Raw genomic sequence first — 19458 nt, 5'->3', positions numbered from 1 at the left:
ATGAGTGCGCTCGTGCCCACCGAACATGCCGATCCCCTCTATGCCGGGCTGGACGGCTGGGACGATGCCGCCATTCTTTCCGCCCTGCTCGACGGCCAGAAACGCGGCCTCAATGCCGTTACCGCGGCCATTCCGGACATTGCCAAAGCCGCCGAACTGGGTGTCCAAGCGCTCAAGGCGGGCGGGCGGCTGATCTATGTGGGCGCGGGTAGCCCCGGGCTGATCGCGCTAACCGATGCGCTGGAAATTCCCCAGACCTATGGCATTGCGCGCGACCGCATCGTGATCGTCATGGCGGGCGGGCTGGCGATGACGCAGGAATTGCTTGGCGGGCCCGAAGACGATGCGGCGCAGGGCGGGGCCGATGTCGGCGCGCTCGATATCGGGCCCAAGGATTGCGCGATCTGCATTTCGGCGAGCGGGACGACGCGCTATACGGTCGCCGCGTTGCGGGCGGCAAAGCGGGCCGGTGCGAAAACCGTGGGCATTGCGGGAAATGGCGGCGCGCCGCTGCTGGCCGATGCCGATGTTTCGATCCTTCTGGCAAGCGGCGCGGAAGTGATTTCGGGCTCCACGCGGATGGCGGCGGGCACCGCGCAGAAAGCGGCGCTCAACATGCTCTCCACCCTGATCGGGGTGCGAATGGGGCATGTGCACGACAATTTCATGGTCAATGTCACAGCCGACAATGACAAGTTGGTGCTCCGAGCCACCGGCATCGTGGCGCGCATCGCGGGGGTTGGACCCGATGTGGCGGCAAAGGCCATGCAAACGGCTCACAACGAAGTCAAGCCCGCTATCCTTCTGGCGGCGGGCGCAAAAGATCTGTCCGAGGCGCAGCAAGTGCTTGCGCAATCGGGCGGTGTCGTACGCAAGGCACTGGCCCTTTTGGGCCGCCCATAAAGCCTTGCCCGACGAGGGAACGCCCGCCCGGAGGCTTTCCGGACGGGTTCAACAAGAGAGGAACCATCATGATCTCGAAATCGAGACTGCTATGCACAAGCGCCGGTTTAGCCCTCGCCCTGACCGCAACGCCGTTGCTGGCCCAGGACGTGACGCTGACCATCGAAAGCTGGCGCAATGACGATCTGACCATCTGGCAGAACACGCTGATCCCGGCCTTCGAGGAAGCCAATCCGGGCATCACGCTCAATTTCGCCCCCACGGCGCCGACCGAATACAATGCGGCGCTCAACGCCAAGCTCGATGCGGGCTCGGCGGGCGATCTGATTACCTGCCGGCCGTTCGATGCCTCGCTGGCGCTGTTCGAAGCGGGCTATCTGGCCCCGCTCGACGATCTGGAAGGCATTTCGAACTTTTCGGACGTCGCCAAATCGGCCTGGAACACGGACGATGGCTCGACCCCGTTCTGCGTGCCCATGGCTTCGGTGATCCACGGCTTTATCTACAATGCCGATGCGTTTGCCGAACTGGGGCTGGAAGAACCCACGACCGAGGAGGAATTCTTCGCGGTTCTCGACGCCATCAAGGAAGACGGGACCTATATTCCGCTGGCCATCGGCGCTGTGGATCAGTGGGAATCGGCCTCGATGGGCTATCACAATATCGGCCCAGCCTATTGGGCGGGTGAAGAAGGGCGCCTGGCGCTGATTTCGGGCGAGGCCAAATTCACCGACGAGGAATGGACCGAGCCGCTGCGCGTTCTGGCCCGCTGGGGCGAATATGCCGGCGACGGCTATCTGGCCCAGACCTATCCCGACAGCCAGAACCTCTTCACGCTTGGCCGTGCGGCGATCTTCCCGGCCGGTTCGTGGGAAATCGCGCTGTTTGAAGAACAGGCCGATTTCGAGCTGGGCGCCTTCCCGCCCCCGGTGCCGGCTGAAGGCGACACCTGCTATATTTCCGATCACAACGATATCGGGATCGGGATGAACGCTGCGACCGAACACCCCGAGGAGGCGCGCGCCTTCCTCAACTGGGTGGCCTCGGCCGAATTTGCCAGCCTTTATGCCAATGCGCTTCCCGGGTTCTTCGGGCTGTCGAGCGATCCTGTGACCATCGAGAACGAACTTGCCAACGAGTTCGTTTCCTGGCGCGAGACCTGTGAATCGACGATCCGCCCGACCTACGCGATCCTGTCGCGCGGCACGCCGAACCTGGAAAACGACAACTGGCTGCATGCGTCCAACGTTCTGGCCGGCACCGAGACGCCGGAAGAGGCGGCGGCTGCGATCCAGTCCGGGCTCGAAAGCTGGTACACGCCGGGCATGTTCGACGAGTAAACGCCTTCGGCGCCCCCTCACCGGCCTGCCGGCCACCCTCTCCCCCAAGGGGCGAGGGTTAAGCCGGACCCCGGGCGCGACCGCTCCCTCTCCCCTTGGGGAGAGGGCTGGGGTGAAGGGGCGCCACAAACTCAGTGCCTGTTTCGGGCAGCAACGCTGCCCGACCTTGCAAGGGAACAACCATCATGGCGGCTTCCGCTCCCACAGAGCACAAACCGGCGCGGCGCTGGCATATCGTCGTTTTTCTGGCGCCGGCGGTGCTTGTCTATACCGCCATCATGATCATCCCGCTGTTTTCGACGCTGTTCCAGTCGCTGTTCAACACTGTGGATGGCGAGCGCGCCTTTGTGGGGCTGGGCAATTTCATAACGCTGTTTTTCGATCCGCGGTGGGCGCAAAGCTTCTGGAACGCGCTGGCCAACAATTTCTGGTTCTTTGTCATCCACATGATCGTGCAGAACCCCATCGGGGTGTTGCTGGCGGCGATCCTGTCCAATCCCAATCTGCGGCTGCGGGGTTTTTATCGCACGGCGATCTTTATCCCCACGATCCTGTCCTTCGTGATCGTGGGGTTCGTGTGGAAGCTGATCCTGTCGCCGCTGTGGGGCATCGCGCCCAACATGCTCGATGCCATCGGGCTGCGGAGCCTGTTTTCGCCATGGCTGGGCCAGGAAGGCGCGGCGCTGACCACGCTGGCGCTGGTTTCGGTCTGGCAGTTCGTGGGCATTCCCATGATGCTGATTTATGCGGCGCTGCTCTCGATCCCCGACGAGGTGATCGAGGCGGCAGAAATCGACGGGGTGACGGGGGCCAAGCAGTTCTTCAAGATCCAGCTTCCGCTGATCCTGCCGACCATCGGCATCATTTCGATCCTGACCTTCGTTGGCAATTTCAACGCCTTCGATCTGATCTATGTCAGCCAGGGGGCGCAGGCGGGGCCGAACGGATCGACCGACATTCTGGGCACGCTGCTCTATCGCACCTTCTTCGGGTTCCAGCTCCAGCAGGGCGACCCCAATATGGGTTCGGCGATTGCGACGATGATGTTCCTGATCATTCTCGTTGGAGTTTCGATCTATCTGTTCGGTATCCAGACGCGGCTGCGGAGGTATCAGTTCTGATGAATACGGCCCGAGCCTCCCTGCCCCGCGCTTTTGCCGCCCATGCGGTTTTGATCGGATATACGCTGATCGCGCTGTTTCCTGTGTTTGTCGTGGTCATCAACGCCTTCAAGGACCGGCGGGCGATCTTTTCCGATCCGCTGGCCCTGCCCGGCCCGGAAAGCTTTTCGCTGATCGGGTTCGAAACGGTGACCAACCAGGGCGATTTCCTGCTCTATTTCCAGAATTCGCTGATCGTGACGGTGGCGTCGCTGTTCTGCGTGTTGCTGTTTGGCGCCATGGCGGCGTTTGCGCTCTCGGAATATCGCTTCAAGGGCAATCCGCTGATGGCGCTCTATCTGGCGCTGGGGATCATGATCCCCATAAGGCTGGGGACTGTCGCGATCCTGCAGATCATGGTGGCGACCGGGCTGGTCAACACCCATACGGCGCTGATCCTTGTTTACACGGCGCAGGGGCTGCCGCTGGCGATCTTCATTCTTTCGGAATTCATGCGCACGGTTTCCGCCGATCTCAAGAACGCCGGGCGGGTGGACGGGCTATCGGAATACCGGATCTTTTTCACGCTGGTGCTGCCGCTGGTGCGCCCGGCCATGGCGACGGTGGCGGTGTTCACGATGATCCCGATCTGGAACGATCTGTGGTTTCCGCTGATCCTGGCGCCGGCCGAGGCGACAAAGACAGTGACGCTGGGGGCGCAGGTGTTCATCGGGCAGTTCGTGACCAACTGGAACGCGGTGCTGGCGGCGCTCACCCTCGCCATCATCCCGGTTCTGGTTCTCTATCTCATCTTCTCGCGGCAATTGATCCGCGGCATCACTTCGGGAGCCGTCAAATGAGCCAACCCATTCGCGTGCTCGTTGCCGGGCTGGGCAATATGGGCCGGGCGCATGCCATGGCCTATCACAACCATCCCGGATACGAGATTGTCGGGGTGGTGACGCGCTCGAAAGACAGCGTCCCCGACGGACTGGAATCCTATCCGCACTGGACCGACTATTCCGAGGCCCTCTCTGCGACCAAGCCGGACCTGGCCTCGATCAACACCTATTCGGACACCCATGCCGATTACGCCGTCGCCGCCATGGAGGCGGGCGCGCATGTGTTTATCGAAAAGCCGCTGGCCACCACGGTGGCCGATGCCGAGCGTGTGGTCGAAACCGCCAAGCGGCTGAACAAAAAACTCGTCGTCGGCTACATCCTGCGCCACCACCCTTCATGGGTGCGGCTGATTGCCGAGGCGCGGGCGCTGGGCGGGCCGTATGTGTTTCGCATGAATCTCAACCAGCAATCGGCGGGCCGGTTCTGGCGCACGCACAAGACGCTGATGGAAACGACATCTCCGATCGTTGATTGCGGGGTGCATTATGTGGATGTGATGTGCCAGATCACCGACGCCAAGCCGGTGCAGGTGCGCGGCATGGGGGTGCGGCTGACCGACGAGATTGCGCCCGAGATGTATAATTACGGGCATTTGCAGGTGATGTTCGATGACGGGTCGGTGGGCTGGTATGAAGCCGCCTGGGGGCCGATGATTTCGGAAACCGCGTTTTTCGTCAAGGACATCATGACCCCGAAAGGCTCGGTGTCGATCGTTATGGACGAGGGCGCGAAATCGTCAGATCACGAGACCCACACCAAGACCGACCGCATCCGCATTCATCGCGCCGATCTGGGCGGCGATGGGGAATTCGTCCATGAGGACGAGATGTTGTCGATGGAGGGCGAGCCGGGGCATGACGCGCTGTGCGCGCGGGAACAGGATTATGTCTATCGGGCTATTGTCGAGGATGTCGATCTGAGCCGGCACATGAGCGATGCGATCCAATCGCTGCGCATCTGCCTGGCCGCCGATGAATCGATTAAGACCGGCAAGCCGGTGGATTTGTGAAACGAGGATCAACAATGACCGCTCTGGAACTTTCCGGCATCAAGAAGACCTTCGGGTCCACCGACGTTCTGCACGGGATCGATCTTTCGGTCGATGAGGGCGAGTTCGTCATTTTCGTGGGGCCGTCGGGCTGCGGGAAATCGACGCTTTTGCGGATCATCGCAGGTCTGGAAGACGCCAGCGCGGGGACGGTCAAGATCGATGGCACCGTGGTCAACGCCACCCCGCCCGCCAAGCGCGGCATCGCCATGGTGTTTCAATCCTATGCGCTCTATCCGCATTTGACGGTGAAGGGGAATATGAGCCTCGCCATGAAACAGGAAGGCGCGGCGAAATCGGAAATCGAGGATCGGGTGGGCGTGGCATCCAAGATGCTGGGGCTCGATCCGCTGCTCGAGCGGCGGCCGGCCGAATTGTCGGGCGGACAGCGCCAGCGTGTGGCCATCGGGCGGGCCGTGGTGCGCAAGCCGAAGCTGTTTTTGTTCGACGAGCCGCTCTCCAATCTCGACGCGGCGCTGCGGGTCAACACAAGGCTCGAAATCGCCCGGCTGCATCGCGAGCTTTCGGCCACCATGGTCTATGTGACGCACGACCAGGTCGAGGCCATGACGCTGGCCGACAAGATCGTTGTGATGAATGCGGGGCGGATCGAGCAGATCGGCACGCCCATGGAGCTTTATAACCGCCCGGCCAATATGTTCGTTGCCGGGTTTATCGGCTCGCCGCAGATGAACTTTCTCGATGCGGCGGCGCTGGGGGAAACCGCGGCCAAAACCATCGGCATCCGGCCCGAGCATATGAGCGTTTCGGAAACCGCCGGCGATCTGGCCTGCGAGGTGATCCATATCGAACAGCTCGGGGCGGACACCAACCTTTATCTGCGCAACGAAAAGGCCGGGCTTTTGACGGCACGGCTGTTCGGGGAGCACTATTTCGCGCCGGGCTCAAAGGTGTTCGTGACGTTCGAGGCGGCCAAGCGGCATTTGTTTGATGATGCGGGCAAAGCGGTGCAGGCCGTGGTTTGAGAGAGGACTGGGCTAACCCCATTTCCGTTCGAGATGGGCGGCGGTGCGGATCTCCGGGTCGAGCCCGAAGATGACGATGGTGGGAGGGTAGAGCGGTGTCGCCGCCTTTGTGCATGGCGTTTTGGTCCAGCCTGCCCTGCCTCGGTTAAAGGCTTTTTAAAAAGTCCCGCGAGCGGTCGAGGCAGAGTTTGGCGGCGGCTTCGTTGTAATCGTCGAGGCTTGGGTCAAGGAAATAGTGGCCGGCGCCCTCGTAGCGGTGCAGCGCGACATCGGCATCGCCTGATGTTTTGAGCCAGTCGGAAAAATAGTCCTCATCGTCGAACGGATCGGGCCTGGCAACGTGCGCCGACACGGGCAGACCGGCGCGCGGCTGGGCAAACCAGGGCGCGACGCCTGCAAAAAACAGCAGCCCAGCAGTCTGAGGCCGTTGGGCGGCGAAGCGGCTGGCCATCATGGTACCGAAGGACACGCCCGAGAGCACGGCATCGTCGGGGACGCTTTCGAGCGCGGCCGTGGCGCGCGCAGAAATCTCCTCGTCGCTTATCTCGCGCTTGATCGCGAAACCGGCGTCGTAATCGTCAGCCGACTTGCCGTTGTAAAGATCGGGCAGCGTGACGGTGTGGCCGTCGGCCTCGAACACGGCGGCGATTTCGCCTTCGACGGGCCGCAGGCCGAGGATGGAATGAAACAGAACGACATGGGCCATTGTGCACCTCCTTTGGTGCGGGCAGCATGTCGTTCTTATTTTGTTCTGTCAAGGCAGGGATAGCCAAGTGGAAATCGGCAGGGGCTGGAGACGAGATCAAGTCCACTTTTGCTGGACGCGCTCTAGACCTTGGCCATGAGACAGAACTGCCGGCGCTGCCGGTTACCGGTTCCCGGGACTTCGCCCGGGATGACGCAAGGAGCGGGACATTCTATTCGGCGACACGAACCACGACGCTGCCGCGCTTGCGTTTGCTGTCGACGCGGGCGTGAGCCCGGGCGATATCGGCGAAGGAGAAGACCTGATCGACGAGGGCGCGGTACTCGCCTTTCGCCGCCAGATCGGCGAGAAAGGCGACGTCTTCGGGGCGTTCGGCGGCCATGCCGGCGATGGGGCGCTTTCCGTCCTTTGGGCGGGCCAGCATGTCGCCGATCCCTCCGGCAATGCCCAGATAGCGCCCGCCGGGCTTGAGCGCTTTCAGGCAGCGCTGGAAATCGAAGGCGCCGACGGTGTCGGCGATCACATCATAGACCGACGAGACGGCTGTATAATCGGTGGTCGCGTAATCGATGACGGTGTCGGCGCCAAGGCTCAAGGCCAGATCGGCGTTGGCGGCGCTTGTTACGGCCGTGACACTGGCGCCGAAATGGCTTGCCAGTTGCGCCATGGCCGAGCCGACGGCGCCCGAGGCGCCGATGACGAGGATATGCTCGCCGGGTTTGAGGTCTGCCTTGCGGAGGAAGTGCAAGGCTGTCGTGCCGCCGAAGCACAGGCCTGCAGCCTCTTCGAAGGAAAGGTTTTGCGGCTTTTTGACGATGGGTTTGCGCTCGGAGACGGCGACATATTCGGCGTGACATCTGAGCCCGGTGCCGGGGAAGGCGATCACGTCGTCGCCGATGGCGAAGCGCGCAACCTTGGGGCCGATGGCGACGACGGTTCCGGCGATCTCGGTGCCGAAGATCGGCTGGCGCGGGCGGGTGATGCCGATGGCGAGGCGCATGAGGGTTTTCATGCCCGCCGGCGCATCGAGGGCGCGCATGCGGGCATCGCCGGAATTGACGGTGGTGACGATTGTTTTGATAAGGATTTCATCCTCGCGCGGTGCCGGGACCGGGCGGGACTGGATTTCGACCATTTGCGCCCCGCCATAAGCGGTGACGATGGCGGCTTTCATGGTGGTGGGAATCGTCATTTTTCGCTCTCCCCGGCCTTCCAGAAAAACACCTCGCCAATGGGCACGCCGAAGGTTTCGGCGATGCGGAAGGCCGCTTCGAGGGAGGGGGAATATTTGTTGTGTTCGATGGACGCCACTGTCTGGCGGGTCATGCCGATGCGGTCGGCCAGTTCCTGCTGGGTCATCTCGTTGTGCTCGAAACGCAGGCGGCGGATCTGGTTGGTGATCGGAGGGCGGGCCATCAGTCGAGCATCCTGAAATGGACGATCTGGATGATCTCGCGGACCAGCGCCGAGAAGGCCAGGGCAAAAAGCGTGAGATTTATCAAGATGATCGCCGTCGCGCCGGCCGGATCGGCTTGATAGGTCTGCCGGGCGAAATCGCTGACGAAACCGCTTGAAAGAATGATCCCGACCATAAGGATTTCAAGCAGGATCAGGCCGGCCCGGTTGGCCCTGGCATCGATTTCGCGCTCACGCTCATCGGGCGGGGCGTCCATGTTCTGGCGGGCAAGGATTGCGGCGACGATGTTTATGGGCAGCATGATGGCGATGGAAATGCCAAGGCACCAGACGAAAAGCCAGAAGATTGCATCGCCATCGAGCGTGCCAGACAGCGCCGCGTTGCCCACCTGCCAGAAATAGACCGTCCAGATGACCAGCGTGGTCACCACCGCAATCCATGCGTTCTTTTCCCGAAAGCTCATCACGCGCCCCAATGGAAGATATTGTTGGCTCTGTGTGGGACAATTTTGGCTTTATGTCAATGATTTTTGACATGATGACGTACTTTTTTGACATTCGTCGGTGTCAGCGAATATTCTGGGGCTGCTGGACTCCGGCTTTCGCCGGAGCAGCGATGGGTGCGGATAAAGCCAGAATCCCGCTCACAACATCGATTCAATCTCGCGCCGGTGGGCGTGCATTTTCAAGAACACCGCGTAATCGGTGTCGTAGCGCGCCTTGCGGGTGGGGTCCGGGGTGCGGGTGACCGAGGCGTGGCGCATGGTGTGGGCGGCGGCGGTGAGGTGGGGGTAGAGGCCGGCCGCGGTGGCGGCGGCCATGGCGGTGCCAAGGATCATGGCGTCGGCGTCGGGGAGTTCATGCACGGTGCAGCCGGTGGCGTCGGCGTAGAGTTCCATCAAGAGCGGATTGCGGGTGTGGCCGCCGGTGACGTGCAGCGTATCAATGGCATAGCCGGTGGCGTTGAGGGTTTCCAGGATATGGCGGACGCCCAGCGCTATGGCGACGGCGGTGCGCCAATAGAGCTTGCAGAGCCCGTCGAAAGAGGAATCGAGATTCATGCCGGAAATGACCCCGAGCGCGGCGGGATTGGCGAAGGGGGAGCGGTTGCCGTGGAAATCGGGGAGGATGTGGAGGCGTGGGGCGAGGTCGGGGTCGGTCTCGCGCAAGCGCTTGATGCGGTTGATGATTTCAGCGTGCATGATGGGGGTGGGCGCGGCGCCCGAGGCGTGGACGCGGATTATGTAATCGAGCGCGGCGCCCGATGCGGATTGTCCGCCTTCGGTGAGCCAGAAGCCGGGGAGAACTGCGCCATGGTATGGTCCCCACAGGCCGGGGGTCGGGCGGGGATCTTTGGCCAGAGCGGTGACGGCGCTGGAGGTGCCCGCGACCAGCCCCAGATGCCGATCGACGCCCAATGGATCCTCGGTGTACTCACCCAGCACGCCCAAAGCACCGGCGTGCGCATCGACCATTCCGGTGCCCACGACGACCGAACGGGGCAGGCCAAGCTCGCGCGCGGCCTTTGCGGTCAGGGTTCCGAGCGGGGCGCCGATGGGGGACGCGGTGCGCGGCAGGCTGGCGCGGGTGAGCAGATCGTCAAGTCCGATGGCGGAGTGAAAATCGGTGGGCCACCCATCGGGCTCGTGAGCGAGAAAGCTCCATTTGCTGGTGAGGGTCGATTGGGAGCGTTCAAGCGAGCCGCTCGATTTCCAGGCGAGGAAATCGGCGAGGTCGAACATGTAGCCGGTCTTTTGCCAGATAGCAGGCAGGTTGCGCTTGAGCCAGAGCAGTTTGGGAATTTCCATTTCCGGGCTGAGCGCGCCGCCGGAAAATTGCAGGACCTTATGGCCGGTGGCGTTGATCTCGGTCGTTTCGGCCATGGCGCGGTGATCGAGCCAGACGATCGTGTCCCAACCCTCTTCGCCATCGGGGCCGACGGGCAAAGAGCCCCCGTCCCTGCCCAGAACGACAAGCGAGCAGGTGGCGGCAAAGGCGATGGCCCTGACCGAAAGCGGATCGGCATTGGCGGTGGCGATGGCCTCGCGCACTGCGGTGCAAACGGCGGACCAGATGTTGTCCGAGCGGTGCTCGGCGCGGATGGCGCCTTCGCGGCGAATATCGATGGGCGCTTGGGCGCGGCCCAAAATATCGCCCTGCGCGGTCACCACCCCGGCCCTTGCGCTGGTCGTTCCCACATCGACGGCAACCAGAAGGGCGGTCATGCAATGGCCTCTAGATACGCGAAATCTTCCTCGGGAGCGACCTTAGAGCACCGGGGAGATTGTGCAAATCGTCGATCAGGGCGTCGGGGGACAATGCGGCCAGTTGCGTCTTGAGACCAGCGGGGCCGATATGGCTGCCGCCGGTAAAGGCGATGACGGCCATGCCCGCTGCCTTGGCGGCAGCAACGCCGGCGGGGCTATCTTCGATGACCACGCACTCGGCGGGGGCAAAACCCATCTGCTCTGCGGCAAAAAGGAAGAGATCGGGGGCGGGTTTGCCGCGCGCGACCATGGTGGCCGAATAAATGTCGGGGGCAAATCTGTCGTAAAGCCCGGTCAGTTTGAGGCTGATTTCGATGCGCTCGTAAACGCTCGATGAGGCGACGCAGGCAGGGATATCGAGGGTATCGAGGACATCGGCGATGCCGGGCATGGGCTTGAGCGCGCTCTTGTAGCGGGCATAGAGACGATGGCGCATATCTTCGAGCGCGGTGTCGTCCATCGTGACGCCGTGATCGGCGGCCAGGGAGGCCGAGACCGTCTTGAGCGTGCGGCCGAGAAAATCGCGATAGGCGATGTTGGTGGAAATGTGAACGCCAAGGGCGGCGACGGTTTCGACAAGAACGTCGATGGCGATGGGTTCGGAATCGACGAGAACGCCGTCGCAATCGAAGATGACGAGCGCGGGCCCGGGCCCTTCAGATCGGCGGGCCGGCGCACCCTCCATCAAAGCTTGCCCTGGATGTAGCGGGTGAGGGTTTCGCGCGCGCCAAATTCCCAGATTGTGCGCAGCGCGTTGGTAAAGGCCGCGACATAGGTTGGATGGTCCGCAGCGGCGCCGAAAATATCGTCCATGCCGAGAAACGCCTTTGCATCGTCCTTGGCGCGGATGGCGGCGGCCTGGAGACGGTCCCAGTTCGGATCGTTGGGCGCGATGGGGGTTCCTGAATCGGTGACGCCGTAGCAATAGCGGCACCAGAAGGCCGAAACCAGCGCCAGCCCTTTGACCGAGGCACCCGAATTGAGGCGATCCTCGACCGAGGGCAGGATGAATTTGGGCTGTCGGTTGGAGCCATCCAGGCACAGGCGCTGGATGGTATCGCCGATCCTTGGATTGGCGAAGCGCCCGGCGATAAGGCGCCGGTAGTCGTCGAGATCGGTATCGGGCACCGGGGGGACGACGGGGATGATCTCGTCTTTGGTGAGCTTTTCGAGATAGGCGGCAACCAGGGGGTGTTCCATGGCCTCATGGACAAAGTGGATGTCCATGAGCGCCGACGGATAGGCGATGGCGGCGTGGCCGCCGTTCAGAATGCGAATCTTCATCAGCTCCCATGGGGAGACGTCATCGACAAAGGTGACGCCGGCCTTTTCCAGCGCGGGGCGGCCCGTGGGGAAATTGTCTTCGAGGACCCATTGCCTGAAGGTTTCACAAAACACCGGCCAGGCATCGGCGATGCCGTATTCGTCGGAGACCATGGCGCGTTCTCGATCCGAGGTTGCCGGGGTGATCCGGTCCACCATGCCATTGGGGAAGGCGACTGAGCGGCGGACCCAATCGGCCATTTCGCTGTCGAACAGATCGGCCAAGCCCGCCACGGCGTTCAGCGTCACCTTGCCGTTGTGGGGGATGTTGTCGCAGCACATTATGGTGAAGGGTTCGACCCCTGCTTCGCGGCGCGCCTTGAGACCGGCCAGGATGAGACCGAAAACGGTTCTGGGCGCTGCGGGGTTTGCGGCGTCGGCGACGATATCGGGATGGGTGGGGTTAAACGCACCGGCGGCGTCGAGATAGTACCCGCCCTCGGTGATGGTGAGCGAGACGATGCGAATGGCGGGATCGGCGAGTTTGGCGATTATCGCGACCGGGTCGCCCGGATCGAGGAAATCGACCATGGGGGCGGTAACGCGGGCCGAAGTGCCCGAGGCTTCCTGTTCGACAATGGTCGAGAGGTAATCCTGCGCGGCGAGGATCTTTTTCATTTCGGCATCATTGGCGCGCACGCCAGCCCCCACGATTCCCCAATCGTGGTCCTTCCCGAGATTGAAAAGATCATCGAGATAGACGGCCTGGTGGGCGCGATGGAAATTGCCAACGCCGAAATGGACGATCCCCGCCGCGAGATCCGAGCGATCATAGCGCGGCACGGCGACCGAACCGGGCAAGGAGGAGAGAGAGTTTGCCGCTAGTCTGACACTCATATTGCCGCTGATCCTCGAATGGTGTTCTTTGCGTTAGAGCCGTTCAGGATTTGATTGGATCAAATCCTCGGCTCTTAACCTTTGTTTTGTCGCGTGTCCGAACCGCAAAACCGTTTCCACTTTTGCTGGACACGCTCTAGAGGGCATTGCCCGACGCGTCGAACTTGTAGATGCGGTCGTCCTGGGGGGAGAGGGTGACCGTTTCGCCGTGCTTGAAGGGCACATCGCCCGCCGCGCGGGCGGTCAGGGTGCCGATGCCATCGACATCGATATGAAAGAAGGTATCGGACCCCAAATGCTCGGACACCTTGACCGTGCCCGACCAGATGCCGCCCTCTTTGGAGACGGCGAGATGTTCGGGGCGGATGCCGATGGTGTGGGCATCGAATTTTTTCGCCTCGGCACCTTCGATGAAATTCATCTTCGGGCTTCCGATGAAGCCGGCGACGAATATGTTGGCGGGCTTTGTGTAAAGTTCGAGCGGAGAGCCGTATTGCTCGACACGGCCGGCGTGCAGCACCACGATCTTGTCGGCCATGGTCATGGCTTCGACCTGATCGTGGGTGACATAGACCATCGTGGTCTTGAGTTTGTTGTGCAGGTCGGAAATTTCGAGCCGCATGTTGACCCGCAGGGCGGCATCGAGGTTGGAGAGCGGTTCGTCGAACAGGAACGCCTTGGGCTGACGCACGATGGCGCGGCCGATGGCGACGCGCTGGCGCTGGCCGCCCGAAAGCTGGCGGGGTTTCCTGTCGAGATAATCGGTGAGATTGAGGATCGAGGCGGCGTTGTCGACCGCCGCGTCGATCTTTTCCTTTGGCGCCTTTTCCATCTTCAAAGGAAAGGCGATGTTGCCGCGCACGCTCATATGGGGATAGAGCGCATAGGACTGGAACACCATCGAAAGCTTGCGCTGGGCGGGAGCCTCCTTTGACATATCCACGCCGTCGATGAGGATCTGGCCGGAGGTGACGTCCTCGAGCCCGGCGATCAGCCGCAGCAGGGTCGATTTCCCGCAGCCCGAGGGGCCGACGAAGACCACGAACTGGCCGTCCTCGATCTCAAGCGAAATATCGGGGATGACGGTGACGCCGCCAAAACTCTTCTGGACGTTCTTGAGTGTGATCGATCCCATTTCCTTACCTCCCTACTTAACCGCGCCGAAGGTCAGGCCGCGGACCAATTGTTTCTGGCTGAACCAGCCCATGATGAGGATGGGCGCAATGGCCATCATCGATGCTGCCGAAAGCTTGGCCCAGAACAGGCCCTCGGGCGAAGAATAAGCCGCGATGAACGCGGGCAGCGGGGTTGCCTGGGTGGTGGTCAGGACGATGGTCCAGAACGATTCATTCCAGGCCAGGATGATGTTGAGCAGCATTGTGGACGCGATGCCGGGGATGGCCATGGGGGTGAGGACATAGATCACCTCCTGACGGAGGGACGCGCCATCCATGCGGGCGGCCTCGAGGATATCGACGGGGATTTCCTTGAAATAGGTGAACAGCATCCAGACGATAATGGGCAGATTGATGAGGGTGAGGACCAGGGTGAGCCCCAGATGGGTGTCTGTGAGCCCGGCCATGCGGAACAGCATGGTGATGGGCACCAGAACGCCGACGGCGGGCAGCATCTTGGTCGATAACATCCACATCAGGATGTCCTTGGTGCGCTTTGTCGGCGAAAACGCCATGGCCCAGGCGGCGGGAATGGCGATCACCAGACCTAAAAGGGTCGAGCCGACCGCGGTGATGATCGAATTGCCCAGAAAGCGGAAATAGTTCGAGCGCTCGAGGACCGTCGCGTAGTTTTCCGTCGTCCAGTTGAAAAACAGGAACTGGGGCGGGGTGGCAATCGCGGTGCCCTCGGTCTTGAAGCTGGTCAGGAACGTCCAGAGGATCGGGAAAAAGATCACAAAGGCGATGAGCCAGGCAAAGGCCGTGAAGCCGATCTTCCTTTGGGTTGAAATAGCACGGGCCATGTCTCAAGCCTCCAGATTCTTGCCGACGACGCGAAGCAGGAAGATCGCGACGATATTGGCGAGGATGACGGCGACGATGCCGCCGGCCGAGGCCAGACCGAAATCATACTGGAACTGGGCCTGGAGATAGATCAGGAACGGCAGATTGGTGGTGGCGACGCCCGGCCCGCCATTGGTGGTGACGAAGATTTCGGCAAACACCGAGAGCAGGAAGATTGTCTGGATGAGCATGACCACGGTGAGCGCGCGGCTCATGTGGGGCAGGATTATGTAGAAAAACAGCGATATGGGTCCCGCGCCGTCCATGCCGGCGGCCTCGCGCTGTTCCTCATCGAGCGATTGCAGCGCGGTCAGAAGGATGAGCGTTGCAAAGGGCAGCCATTGCCAGGCAACGATGATGATGACCGAAAACAGCGGCACGTGGGCGAACCAATCGACCGGCTGGAGGCCGAAGGTTCGCGCGATCCAGGCGAAGAGCCCGTTGACCGGGTGCATGAGCATGTTCTTCCACACCAGCGCGGACACGGTGGGCATGACAAAGAACGGGGCGATGACCAGAAGGCGCACGATGCCCTGCCCGAACATGGGCTGATCGAGCAGCAGCGCCAGCAAGGTGCCGCCGACAAGGGTGATTGCCAGCACGCCCCCCACAAGGATCAGGGTGTTTAGAAACACCGTCCAGATGTTGGGGTTGGCAAAGAAATAGGTGTAGTTGGCAAAGCCGGTGAATTCAGGCGCGCGGAAGGCCGTGTACCACTGGAACGAGAACCAGACGGTCATCGAAAGCGGCACGATCATCCAGATCAAAAGCGCGATGACCGAAGGGGCCATCATGAACCGGGCCGCTGTTTGGGTTTGAGCTGTTGCCATTGTCCTCTCCCTGACCTTGGCGCGCGATTGGGGGGATCGCGAAATGAAGGGGCCGGTATGGCCCGGCCCCTCCAGTTTAGGCGCTAACGGTAGTAACCGGCGCGGTCCATTTCCATGCGGGCGGACTGCTGGGCCTGCTGGAGGGCCTGGTCGACATTGACCTGTCCGGCGAGAGCCGCCGAGAAGATCTGGCCGACCGAAGTGCCGATGCCCTGGAATTCGGGGATCGCCACGAACTGGCCGCCGGCATAGGGCACATCCTGTACCGAGGAGTTGGTGGTGTTGGCCGCCTCGATTGCCTCAAGGGTGATTTCGGCAAACGGGGCCGCTTCGATATAGGCCGGGTTTTCATAGAGAGAGGTGCGGGTTCCCGGGGGAACGTTGGCCCAGCCCTCTTCCTCGGCAACCATTTCGAGATAGGCTTCCGAGGTCGCCCATTCGATGAACTGCTTGGCTTCGTCGACGTTCTGCGAGCTTGCCGGGACGGCCAGCGACCAGACCCACAGCCAGTTGCCGTGGTTGTCGAACTCGCCATTGGTCGGGAACAGCGCGTAACCGACGCTGTCTGCGACCTGGCTTTCATCGGGGTTGGAGACGAAGGAAGCGGCGACGGTGGCATCCATCCACATGCCGCACTTGCCCTGCTGGAACAGCGCCAGATTTTCGTTGAACCCGTTGGACGAGGCACCCGGAGGGCCCGCATCGGTCATCAGGTCGACGTAATAGGTGAGCGCTTCGTTCCATTCGGGGCTTTCGAACTGGGGTTCCCAATCCATATCGAACCAACGGCCGCCCATGGAATTGGCAAGGGCGGTGATGAACGCCATGTTCTCGCCCCAGCCGGCCTTGCCACGCAGGCAGATGCCGTAGATTTCATTGTCGCGGTCGGTGATGGCCCGGGCCGCTTCGCCGATGAATTCCCAGGTGGGTTCCTGCGGCATTTCCAGACCGGCCTCTTCGAAGAGGTCGGTGCGGTACATGATCATTGCGCTTTCCGCATAGAACGGAGAGGCATACTGGGTGCCATCGACCGAAAGAGCCTCGCGCACGGCGGGGATCAGATCGTCGGCGTTGTAGTCGTCACCCAGATCGTCGAGCGGGGCAAGCCAGCCCTGAGCGGCCCAGATGGGGGTTTCGTAGGCGCCGATTGTCATGACGTCATACTGGCCACCGCCGGTGGCGATGTCGGTGGTGACGCGCTGGCGCAGGACGTTTTCTTCCAGCGTCACCCATTCGAGGGCGATGCCGGTCTGTTCGGTGAACCGATCGGACAGACCCTGCATGCGGATCATGTCGCCATTGTTGACCGTGGCGATGGTGATTGACTGGGCCTGCGCGCCGGCCGCAAGGGCAAACAGCGAACACGACCCGATGATGATCGAGCGTAATTTCATATGGTAATCCTCCCATATGCTCTAATGAGCATTTGCTATACGCATGGGCAATTACTCATTTTCTTGAATGAAATGTCAAGGGGCTTTTGCTCATGGTTGGGGAAATTGCTCAGAACGAGGGCCACGGCGGTCGCGTTTGCGGGGCGGCATCATGATGGTTTCTGGAAAGACACGGAGGCGGGGTCGCCGGTGCTGGGGGTACTGGGTCCCGGGTCTTCGCCCGGGATGACGGTGGTGGGGAGGTGAGGTCAGGAACGTACTGGGCGCGGTGAGGTCAGGCCAGAAGCTGGGCGGCGGTGTCTTCGTCGGTGATGAGGCCATTGACGAGGCCCCGGGCGACGGCGGCGCGGATGGCGGCGACCTTGTTGGGGCCGCGGGCCGCGGCGATGACAAGCGCCCGCTCGCCCGAGGGCAAGGGGGCCGAGGCCACGCGCTCATTGGTCATGCCCGCGACCAGCTCGCCGCCGGCATCGAAAACCCAGCCGAGCATTTCGCCCACCGCGCCAGCCTTTTGCAGGGCTTTGAGTTCGGCGCGGGTGACGAAGCCATCCTCATAAAGCGGAGCGTTGGGCCCCAGATCGCCAACACCCACGAAGGACACGCTGGCCTGCGCGGCGAGGGCGAGGTTTTTTTCGATGCCGACCTGGCTGTGCAGCAATTGCCTGTCGCGCGCGGTGGCGGCAATCACCGGCAGGGGCATGGGAAAGGACGGCGCCTTAACCTTGTCGGCTATGGAAAAGATGACGTTGTAAAAGGCGGCGGAACCATCGGGCGCGATATTGCCGGTGAGCGACACGATCTTGTGCTGGGGGCAATCCATGGCCGGGAGCAGATCCACGGCGGCCTTGAGGGTGCGGCCCGTGCCGACCCCGAGAATGACGGGGCTGGAGCCGGAGAGAATTTTTTCGATCTCCAGGGCAGCCGCATCGGCAACCCCCAGGGTGGTATCGGGATGACCGGGATCGGAGGGAACGATTTCGACAAGGCGCAGACCGAAGCGCTCCTTGAGCCGGGCGGACAGCTCAAGGCAATCGGCGATGGGGTGGTCGAGGCGGACCTTGATGAGCTTTTCGGATATGGCGAGCGAGACGAGCCGCTGGGCGCTCTGGCGCGAGACGCCGAGCTTTAGCGCGATTTCGTCCTGGGTATTGCCGGCAACGTAATAGAGCCACCCGGCGCGGGCGGCATCGTCGAGCTTGTTGCGGGTGGCTTCCGAACGCGGCGGCACCTGGTTTGTCTCCCCTTTTTCATGGTGTAGATATACCGCATCGGCTGGCATGGAAAGGACGAGACAGCATGGAGCCCGGCAGACCTGCCATAACCATAACCTATTGCACGCAATGCAACTGGCTGCTGCGTTCGGGCTGGATGGCCCAGGAGTTGCTCTCGACTTTCGGGACCGAACTGGCGGGGGTGACGCTGGTGCCAGGGACGGGCGGGATCTTTGAAATTGCCGCCGGAGACACTCTGCTTTGGGAGCGCAAGCGCGATGGCGGGTTTCCCGACGTCAAGACGCTGAAACAAAGGGTGCGCGACCTGATTGATCCGGAACGCGATCTGGGTCACCTCGACCGTTAGGTTGTGCGGGCAAAGGCAAAGCCTTGCCCCCGGTCCGGGGCAAATGGGCAAAACATTTCCCCTGCGCACTGTTCATGGCAACGCAATAAGGCCCATATTGCATTGGACGGTTTTTGATCCAATCACCCGATCTTCGGGCACGGAAAAGGAGACAGGCAAATGGCTATTCTGATCGGCGATACGGCGCCCGATTTCACCGCGCAGACCACGGAAGGGGAAATCCGGTTTCACGATTACATCGATGGAAGCTGGGCGGTGCTGTTTTCGCACCCCAAGAACTACACCCCGGTCTGCACGACCGAACTGGGCTATACCGCCAAGCTGAAACCCGAATTTGAAAAACGCGGCGTCAAGGTTCTGGGCTTGTCGGTCGACAAGATCGAGGACCATGAGGGTTGGGCGCGCGATATCGAGGAGACGCAGGGGGCGGCCCTCAATTTCCCGCTGATTGCCGATGACGGCACAATCGCCCGCCAGTACGACATGATCCATCCCAATGCCGACAACACGCTGACGGTGCGCTCGGTGTTCGTTGTCGGACCGGACAAGAAGGTCAAGCTCAAGCTCGAATATCCCGCCTCGACGGGCCGCAATTTCGACGAGATCCTGCGGGTTATCGACAGTTTGCAACTGACCGCCAACCATCAGGTGGCGACCCCGGTCAACTGGAAGAACGGCGAAGACGTGATCATCGTCCCGGCCGTGACCAATGAGCAGGCCAAGGAAAAATTCCCCGAAGGCTGGAACGAGGTCAAACCCTATCTGCGTATCGTCAAGCAGCCGGGCGCCTGAGTTTCAGGCGTGAGCAA

Annotated in this window: 20 protein-coding genes; 8 read left to right on the top strand and 12 right to left on the bottom strand. The window is 61.8% G+C overall.

All coding sequences use genetic code 11. The features are described from left to right. The 6 genes from KKY_RS19110 to KKY_RS19085 all read left to right on the top strand — a co-directional run bounded on the left by KKY_RS19110 (position 1) and on the right by KKY_RS19085 (position 6280). The gene (locus KKY_RS19110; RefSeq protein ID WP_014133039.1) at positions 1 to 903 is read left to right on the top strand and encodes an N-acetylmuramic acid 6-phosphate etherase; all 903 of its coding nucleotides are present in this window, start codon (positions 1 to 3) and stop codon (positions 901 to 903) included. A 68-nt stretch (positions 904 to 971) separates the two neighbouring features. Next, positions 972 to 2243 (top strand): ABC transporter substrate-binding protein, encoded by a 1272-nt coding sequence (locus KKY_RS19105; RefSeq protein ID WP_014133038.1) that lies wholly within the window; start codon positions 972 to 974, stop codon positions 2241 to 2243. A 185-nt stretch (positions 2244 to 2428) separates the two neighbouring features. Next, positions 2429 to 3364, top strand: a complete 936-nt coding sequence (locus KKY_RS19100) for a carbohydrate ABC transporter permease (protein WP_014133037.1) — start codon at positions 2429 to 2431, stop codon at positions 3362 to 3364. Next, complete coding sequence (locus KKY_RS19095) at positions 3364 to 4203, top strand: carbohydrate ABC transporter permease (RefSeq protein WP_014133036.1); 840 nt, start codon at positions 3364 to 3366, stop codon at positions 4201 to 4203. The genes KKY_RS19100 and KKY_RS19095 overlap by 1 nt, the downstream gene beginning before the upstream one ends. Next, a complete protein-coding gene (locus tag KKY_RS19090) occupies positions 4200 to 5255 on the top strand; it encodes a Gfo/Idh/MocA family protein (RefSeq protein ID WP_014133035.1) in 1056 nt (351 codons plus the stop codon). Before KKY_RS19095 ends, KKY_RS19090 begins: the two co-directional genes overlap by 4 nt. Positions 5256 to 5269: 14 nt before the next feature. Next, complete coding sequence (locus KKY_RS19085; RefSeq protein ID WP_014133034.1) at positions 5270 to 6280, top strand: ABC transporter ATP-binding protein; 1011 nt, start codon at positions 5270 to 5272, stop codon at positions 6278 to 6280. A gap of 145 nt (positions 6281 to 6425) precedes the next feature. Here KKY_RS19085 and KKY_RS19080 read toward each other — a convergent pair whose 3' ends face one another. From KKY_RS19080 to KKY_RS19020, 12 genes are all read right to left on the bottom strand, one after another. Next, positions 6426 to 6986 (bottom strand): dienelactone hydrolase family protein, encoded by a 561-nt coding sequence (locus KKY_RS19080; protein WP_014133033.1) that lies wholly within the window; start codon positions 6984 to 6986, stop codon positions 6426 to 6428. Positions 6987 to 7197: 211 nt separating this feature from the next. Next, positions 7198 to 8178, bottom strand: coding sequence for an NAD(P)-dependent alcohol dehydrogenase (locus tag KKY_RS19075; protein WP_014133032.1), 981 nt, complete (start codon positions 8176 to 8178; stop codon positions 7198 to 7200). Continuing rightward, positions 8175 to 8402: a helix-turn-helix transcriptional regulator gene (locus KKY_RS19070; RefSeq protein WP_014133031.1), complete on the bottom strand. Its 228-nt coding sequence runs from the start codon at positions 8400 to 8402 to the stop codon at positions 8175 to 8177. Before KKY_RS19070 ends, KKY_RS19075 begins: the two co-directional genes overlap by 4 nt. Then, on the bottom strand, positions 8402 to 8866 hold the full coding sequence (locus KKY_RS19065; RefSeq protein WP_014133030.1) for a hypothetical protein: 465 nt from the start codon (positions 8864 to 8866) through the stop codon (positions 8402 to 8404). The genes KKY_RS19070 and KKY_RS19065 overlap by 1 nt, the downstream gene beginning before the upstream one ends. A 180-nt stretch (positions 8867 to 9046) precedes the next feature. After that, complete coding sequence (locus tag KKY_RS19060) at positions 9047 to 10627, bottom strand: FGGY-family carbohydrate kinase (RefSeq protein WP_014133029.1); 1581 nt, start codon at positions 10625 to 10627, stop codon at positions 9047 to 9049. Between the two features lie 10 nt (positions 10628 to 10637). Then, positions 10638 to 11354, bottom strand: a complete 717-nt coding sequence (locus KKY_RS19055; RefSeq protein WP_014133028.1) for an HAD family hydrolase — start codon at positions 11352 to 11354, stop codon at positions 10638 to 10640. After that, complete coding sequence (locus KKY_RS19050) at positions 11354 to 12829, bottom strand: mannitol dehydrogenase family protein (RefSeq protein WP_014133027.1); 1476 nt, start codon at positions 12827 to 12829, stop codon at positions 11354 to 11356. The genes KKY_RS19055 and KKY_RS19050 overlap by 1 nt, the downstream gene beginning before the upstream one ends. A gap of 136 nt (positions 12830 to 12965) precedes the next feature. Then, positions 12966 to 13964, bottom strand: a complete 999-nt coding sequence (locus KKY_RS19045; RefSeq protein ID WP_014133026.1) for an ABC transporter ATP-binding protein — start codon at positions 13962 to 13964, stop codon at positions 12966 to 12968. 12 nt (positions 13965 to 13976) lie between these two features. Further along, positions 13977 to 14807, bottom strand: coding sequence for a carbohydrate ABC transporter permease (locus KKY_RS19040; protein ID WP_014133025.1), 831 nt, complete (start codon positions 14805 to 14807; stop codon positions 13977 to 13979). A gap of 3 nt (positions 14808 to 14810) precedes the next feature. Beyond that, positions 14811 to 15677, bottom strand: coding sequence for a carbohydrate ABC transporter permease (locus KKY_RS19035; RefSeq protein WP_014133024.1), 867 nt, complete (start codon positions 15675 to 15677; stop codon positions 14811 to 14813). A gap of 83 nt (positions 15678 to 15760) precedes the next feature. Then, positions 15761 to 17071, bottom strand: a complete 1311-nt coding sequence (locus tag KKY_RS19030) for an ABC transporter substrate-binding protein (protein ID WP_014133023.1) — start codon at positions 17069 to 17071, stop codon at positions 15761 to 15763. Between the two features lie 274 nt (positions 17072 to 17345). Then, entirely contained in the window at positions 17346 to 18299 is a 954-nt protein-coding gene (locus KKY_RS19020) for a sugar-binding transcriptional regulator (protein ID WP_014133022.1), read from the bottom strand. Between the two features lie 68 nt (positions 18300 to 18367). Between KKY_RS19020 and KKY_RS19015 the strand changes: the two genes are divergently transcribed. Continuing rightward, positions 18368 to 18649, top strand: a complete 282-nt coding sequence (locus KKY_RS19015) for an Rdx family protein (protein WP_014133021.1) — start codon at positions 18368 to 18370, stop codon at positions 18647 to 18649. Between the two features lie 159 nt (positions 18650 to 18808). Then, positions 18809 to 19441 (top strand): peroxiredoxin, encoded by a 633-nt coding sequence (locus KKY_RS19010; protein WP_014133020.1) that lies wholly within the window; start codon positions 18809 to 18811, stop codon positions 19439 to 19441. Positions 19442 to 19458: the final 17 nt, after the last annotated feature.

The organism is Pelagibacterium halotolerans B2, from assembly GCF_000230555.1.
Taxonomy (GTDB): domain Bacteria; phylum Pseudomonadota; class Alphaproteobacteria; order Rhizobiales; family Devosiaceae; genus Pelagibacterium; species Pelagibacterium halotolerans.
This window is presented reverse-complemented; position numbering and strand designations above follow the sequence as displayed.

Bases quoted from the DNA above. Each gene is read 5' to 3' on its own strand.
- KKY_RS19080 (WP_014133033.1), bottom strand. From the start codon at position 6,986: ATGGCCCATGTCGTTCTGTTTCATTCCATCCTCGGCCTGCGGCCCGTC.
- KKY_RS19075 (WP_014133032.1), bottom strand. From the start codon at position 8,178: ATGACGATTCCCACCACCATGAAAGCCGCCATCGTCACCGCTTATGGC.
- KKY_RS19050 (WP_014133027.1), bottom strand. From the start codon at position 12,829: ATGAGTGTCAGACTAGCGGCAAACTCTCTCTCCTCCTTGCCCGGTTCG.
- KKY_RS19065 (WP_014133030.1), bottom strand. From the start codon at position 8,866: ATGAGCTTTCGGGAAAAGAACGCATGGATTGCGGTGGTGACCACGCTG.
- KKY_RS19095 (WP_014133036.1), top strand. From the start codon at position 3,364: ATGAATACGGCCCGAGCCTCCCTGCCCCGCGCTTTTGCCGCCCATGCG.
- KKY_RS19060 (WP_014133029.1), bottom strand. From the start codon at position 10,627: ATGACCGCCCTTCTGGTTGCCGTCGATGTGGGAACGACCAGCGCAAGG.
- KKY_RS19110 (WP_014133039.1), top strand. From the start codon at position 1: ATGAGTGCGCTCGTGCCCACCGAACATGCCGATCCCCTCTATGCCGGG.
- KKY_RS19085 (WP_014133034.1), top strand. From the start codon at position 5,270: ATGACCGCTCTGGAACTTTCCGGCATCAAGAAGACCTTCGGGTCCACC.
- KKY_RS19035 (WP_014133024.1), bottom strand. From the start codon at position 15,677: ATGGCAACAGCTCAAACCCAAACAGCGGCCCGGTTCATGATGGCCCCT.
- KKY_RS19070 (WP_014133031.1), bottom strand. From the start codon at position 8,402: ATGGCCCGCCCTCCGATCACCAACCAGATCCGCCGCCTGCGTTTCGAG.
- KKY_RS19040 (WP_014133025.1), bottom strand. From the start codon at position 14,807: ATGGCCCGTGCTATTTCAACCCAAAGGAAGATCGGCTTCACGGCCTTT.
- KKY_RS19100 (WP_014133037.1), top strand. From the start codon at position 2,429: ATGGCGGCTTCCGCTCCCACAGAGCACAAACCGGCGCGGCGCTGGCAT.
- KKY_RS19030 (WP_014133023.1), bottom strand. From the start codon at position 17,071: ATGAAATTACGCTCGATCATCATCGGGTCGTGTTCGCTGTTTGCCCTT.
- KKY_RS19045 (WP_014133026.1), bottom strand. From the start codon at position 13,964: ATGGGATCGATCACACTCAAGAACGTCCAGAAGAGTTTTGGCGGCGTC.
- KKY_RS19015 (WP_014133021.1), top strand. From the start codon at position 18,368: ATGGAGCCCGGCAGACCTGCCATAACCATAACCTATTGCACGCAATGC.
- KKY_RS19055 (WP_014133028.1), bottom strand. From the start codon at position 11,354: ATGGAGGGTGCGCCGGCCCGCCGATCTGAAGGGCCCGGGCCCGCGCTC.
- KKY_RS19010 (WP_014133020.1), top strand. From the start codon at position 18,809: ATGGCTATTCTGATCGGCGATACGGCGCCCGATTTCACCGCGCAGACC.
- KKY_RS19090 (WP_014133035.1), top strand. From the start codon at position 4,200: ATGAGCCAACCCATTCGCGTGCTCGTTGCCGGGCTGGGCAATATGGGC.
- KKY_RS19105 (WP_014133038.1), top strand. From the start codon at position 972: ATGATCTCGAAATCGAGACTGCTATGCACAAGCGCCGGTTTAGCCCTC.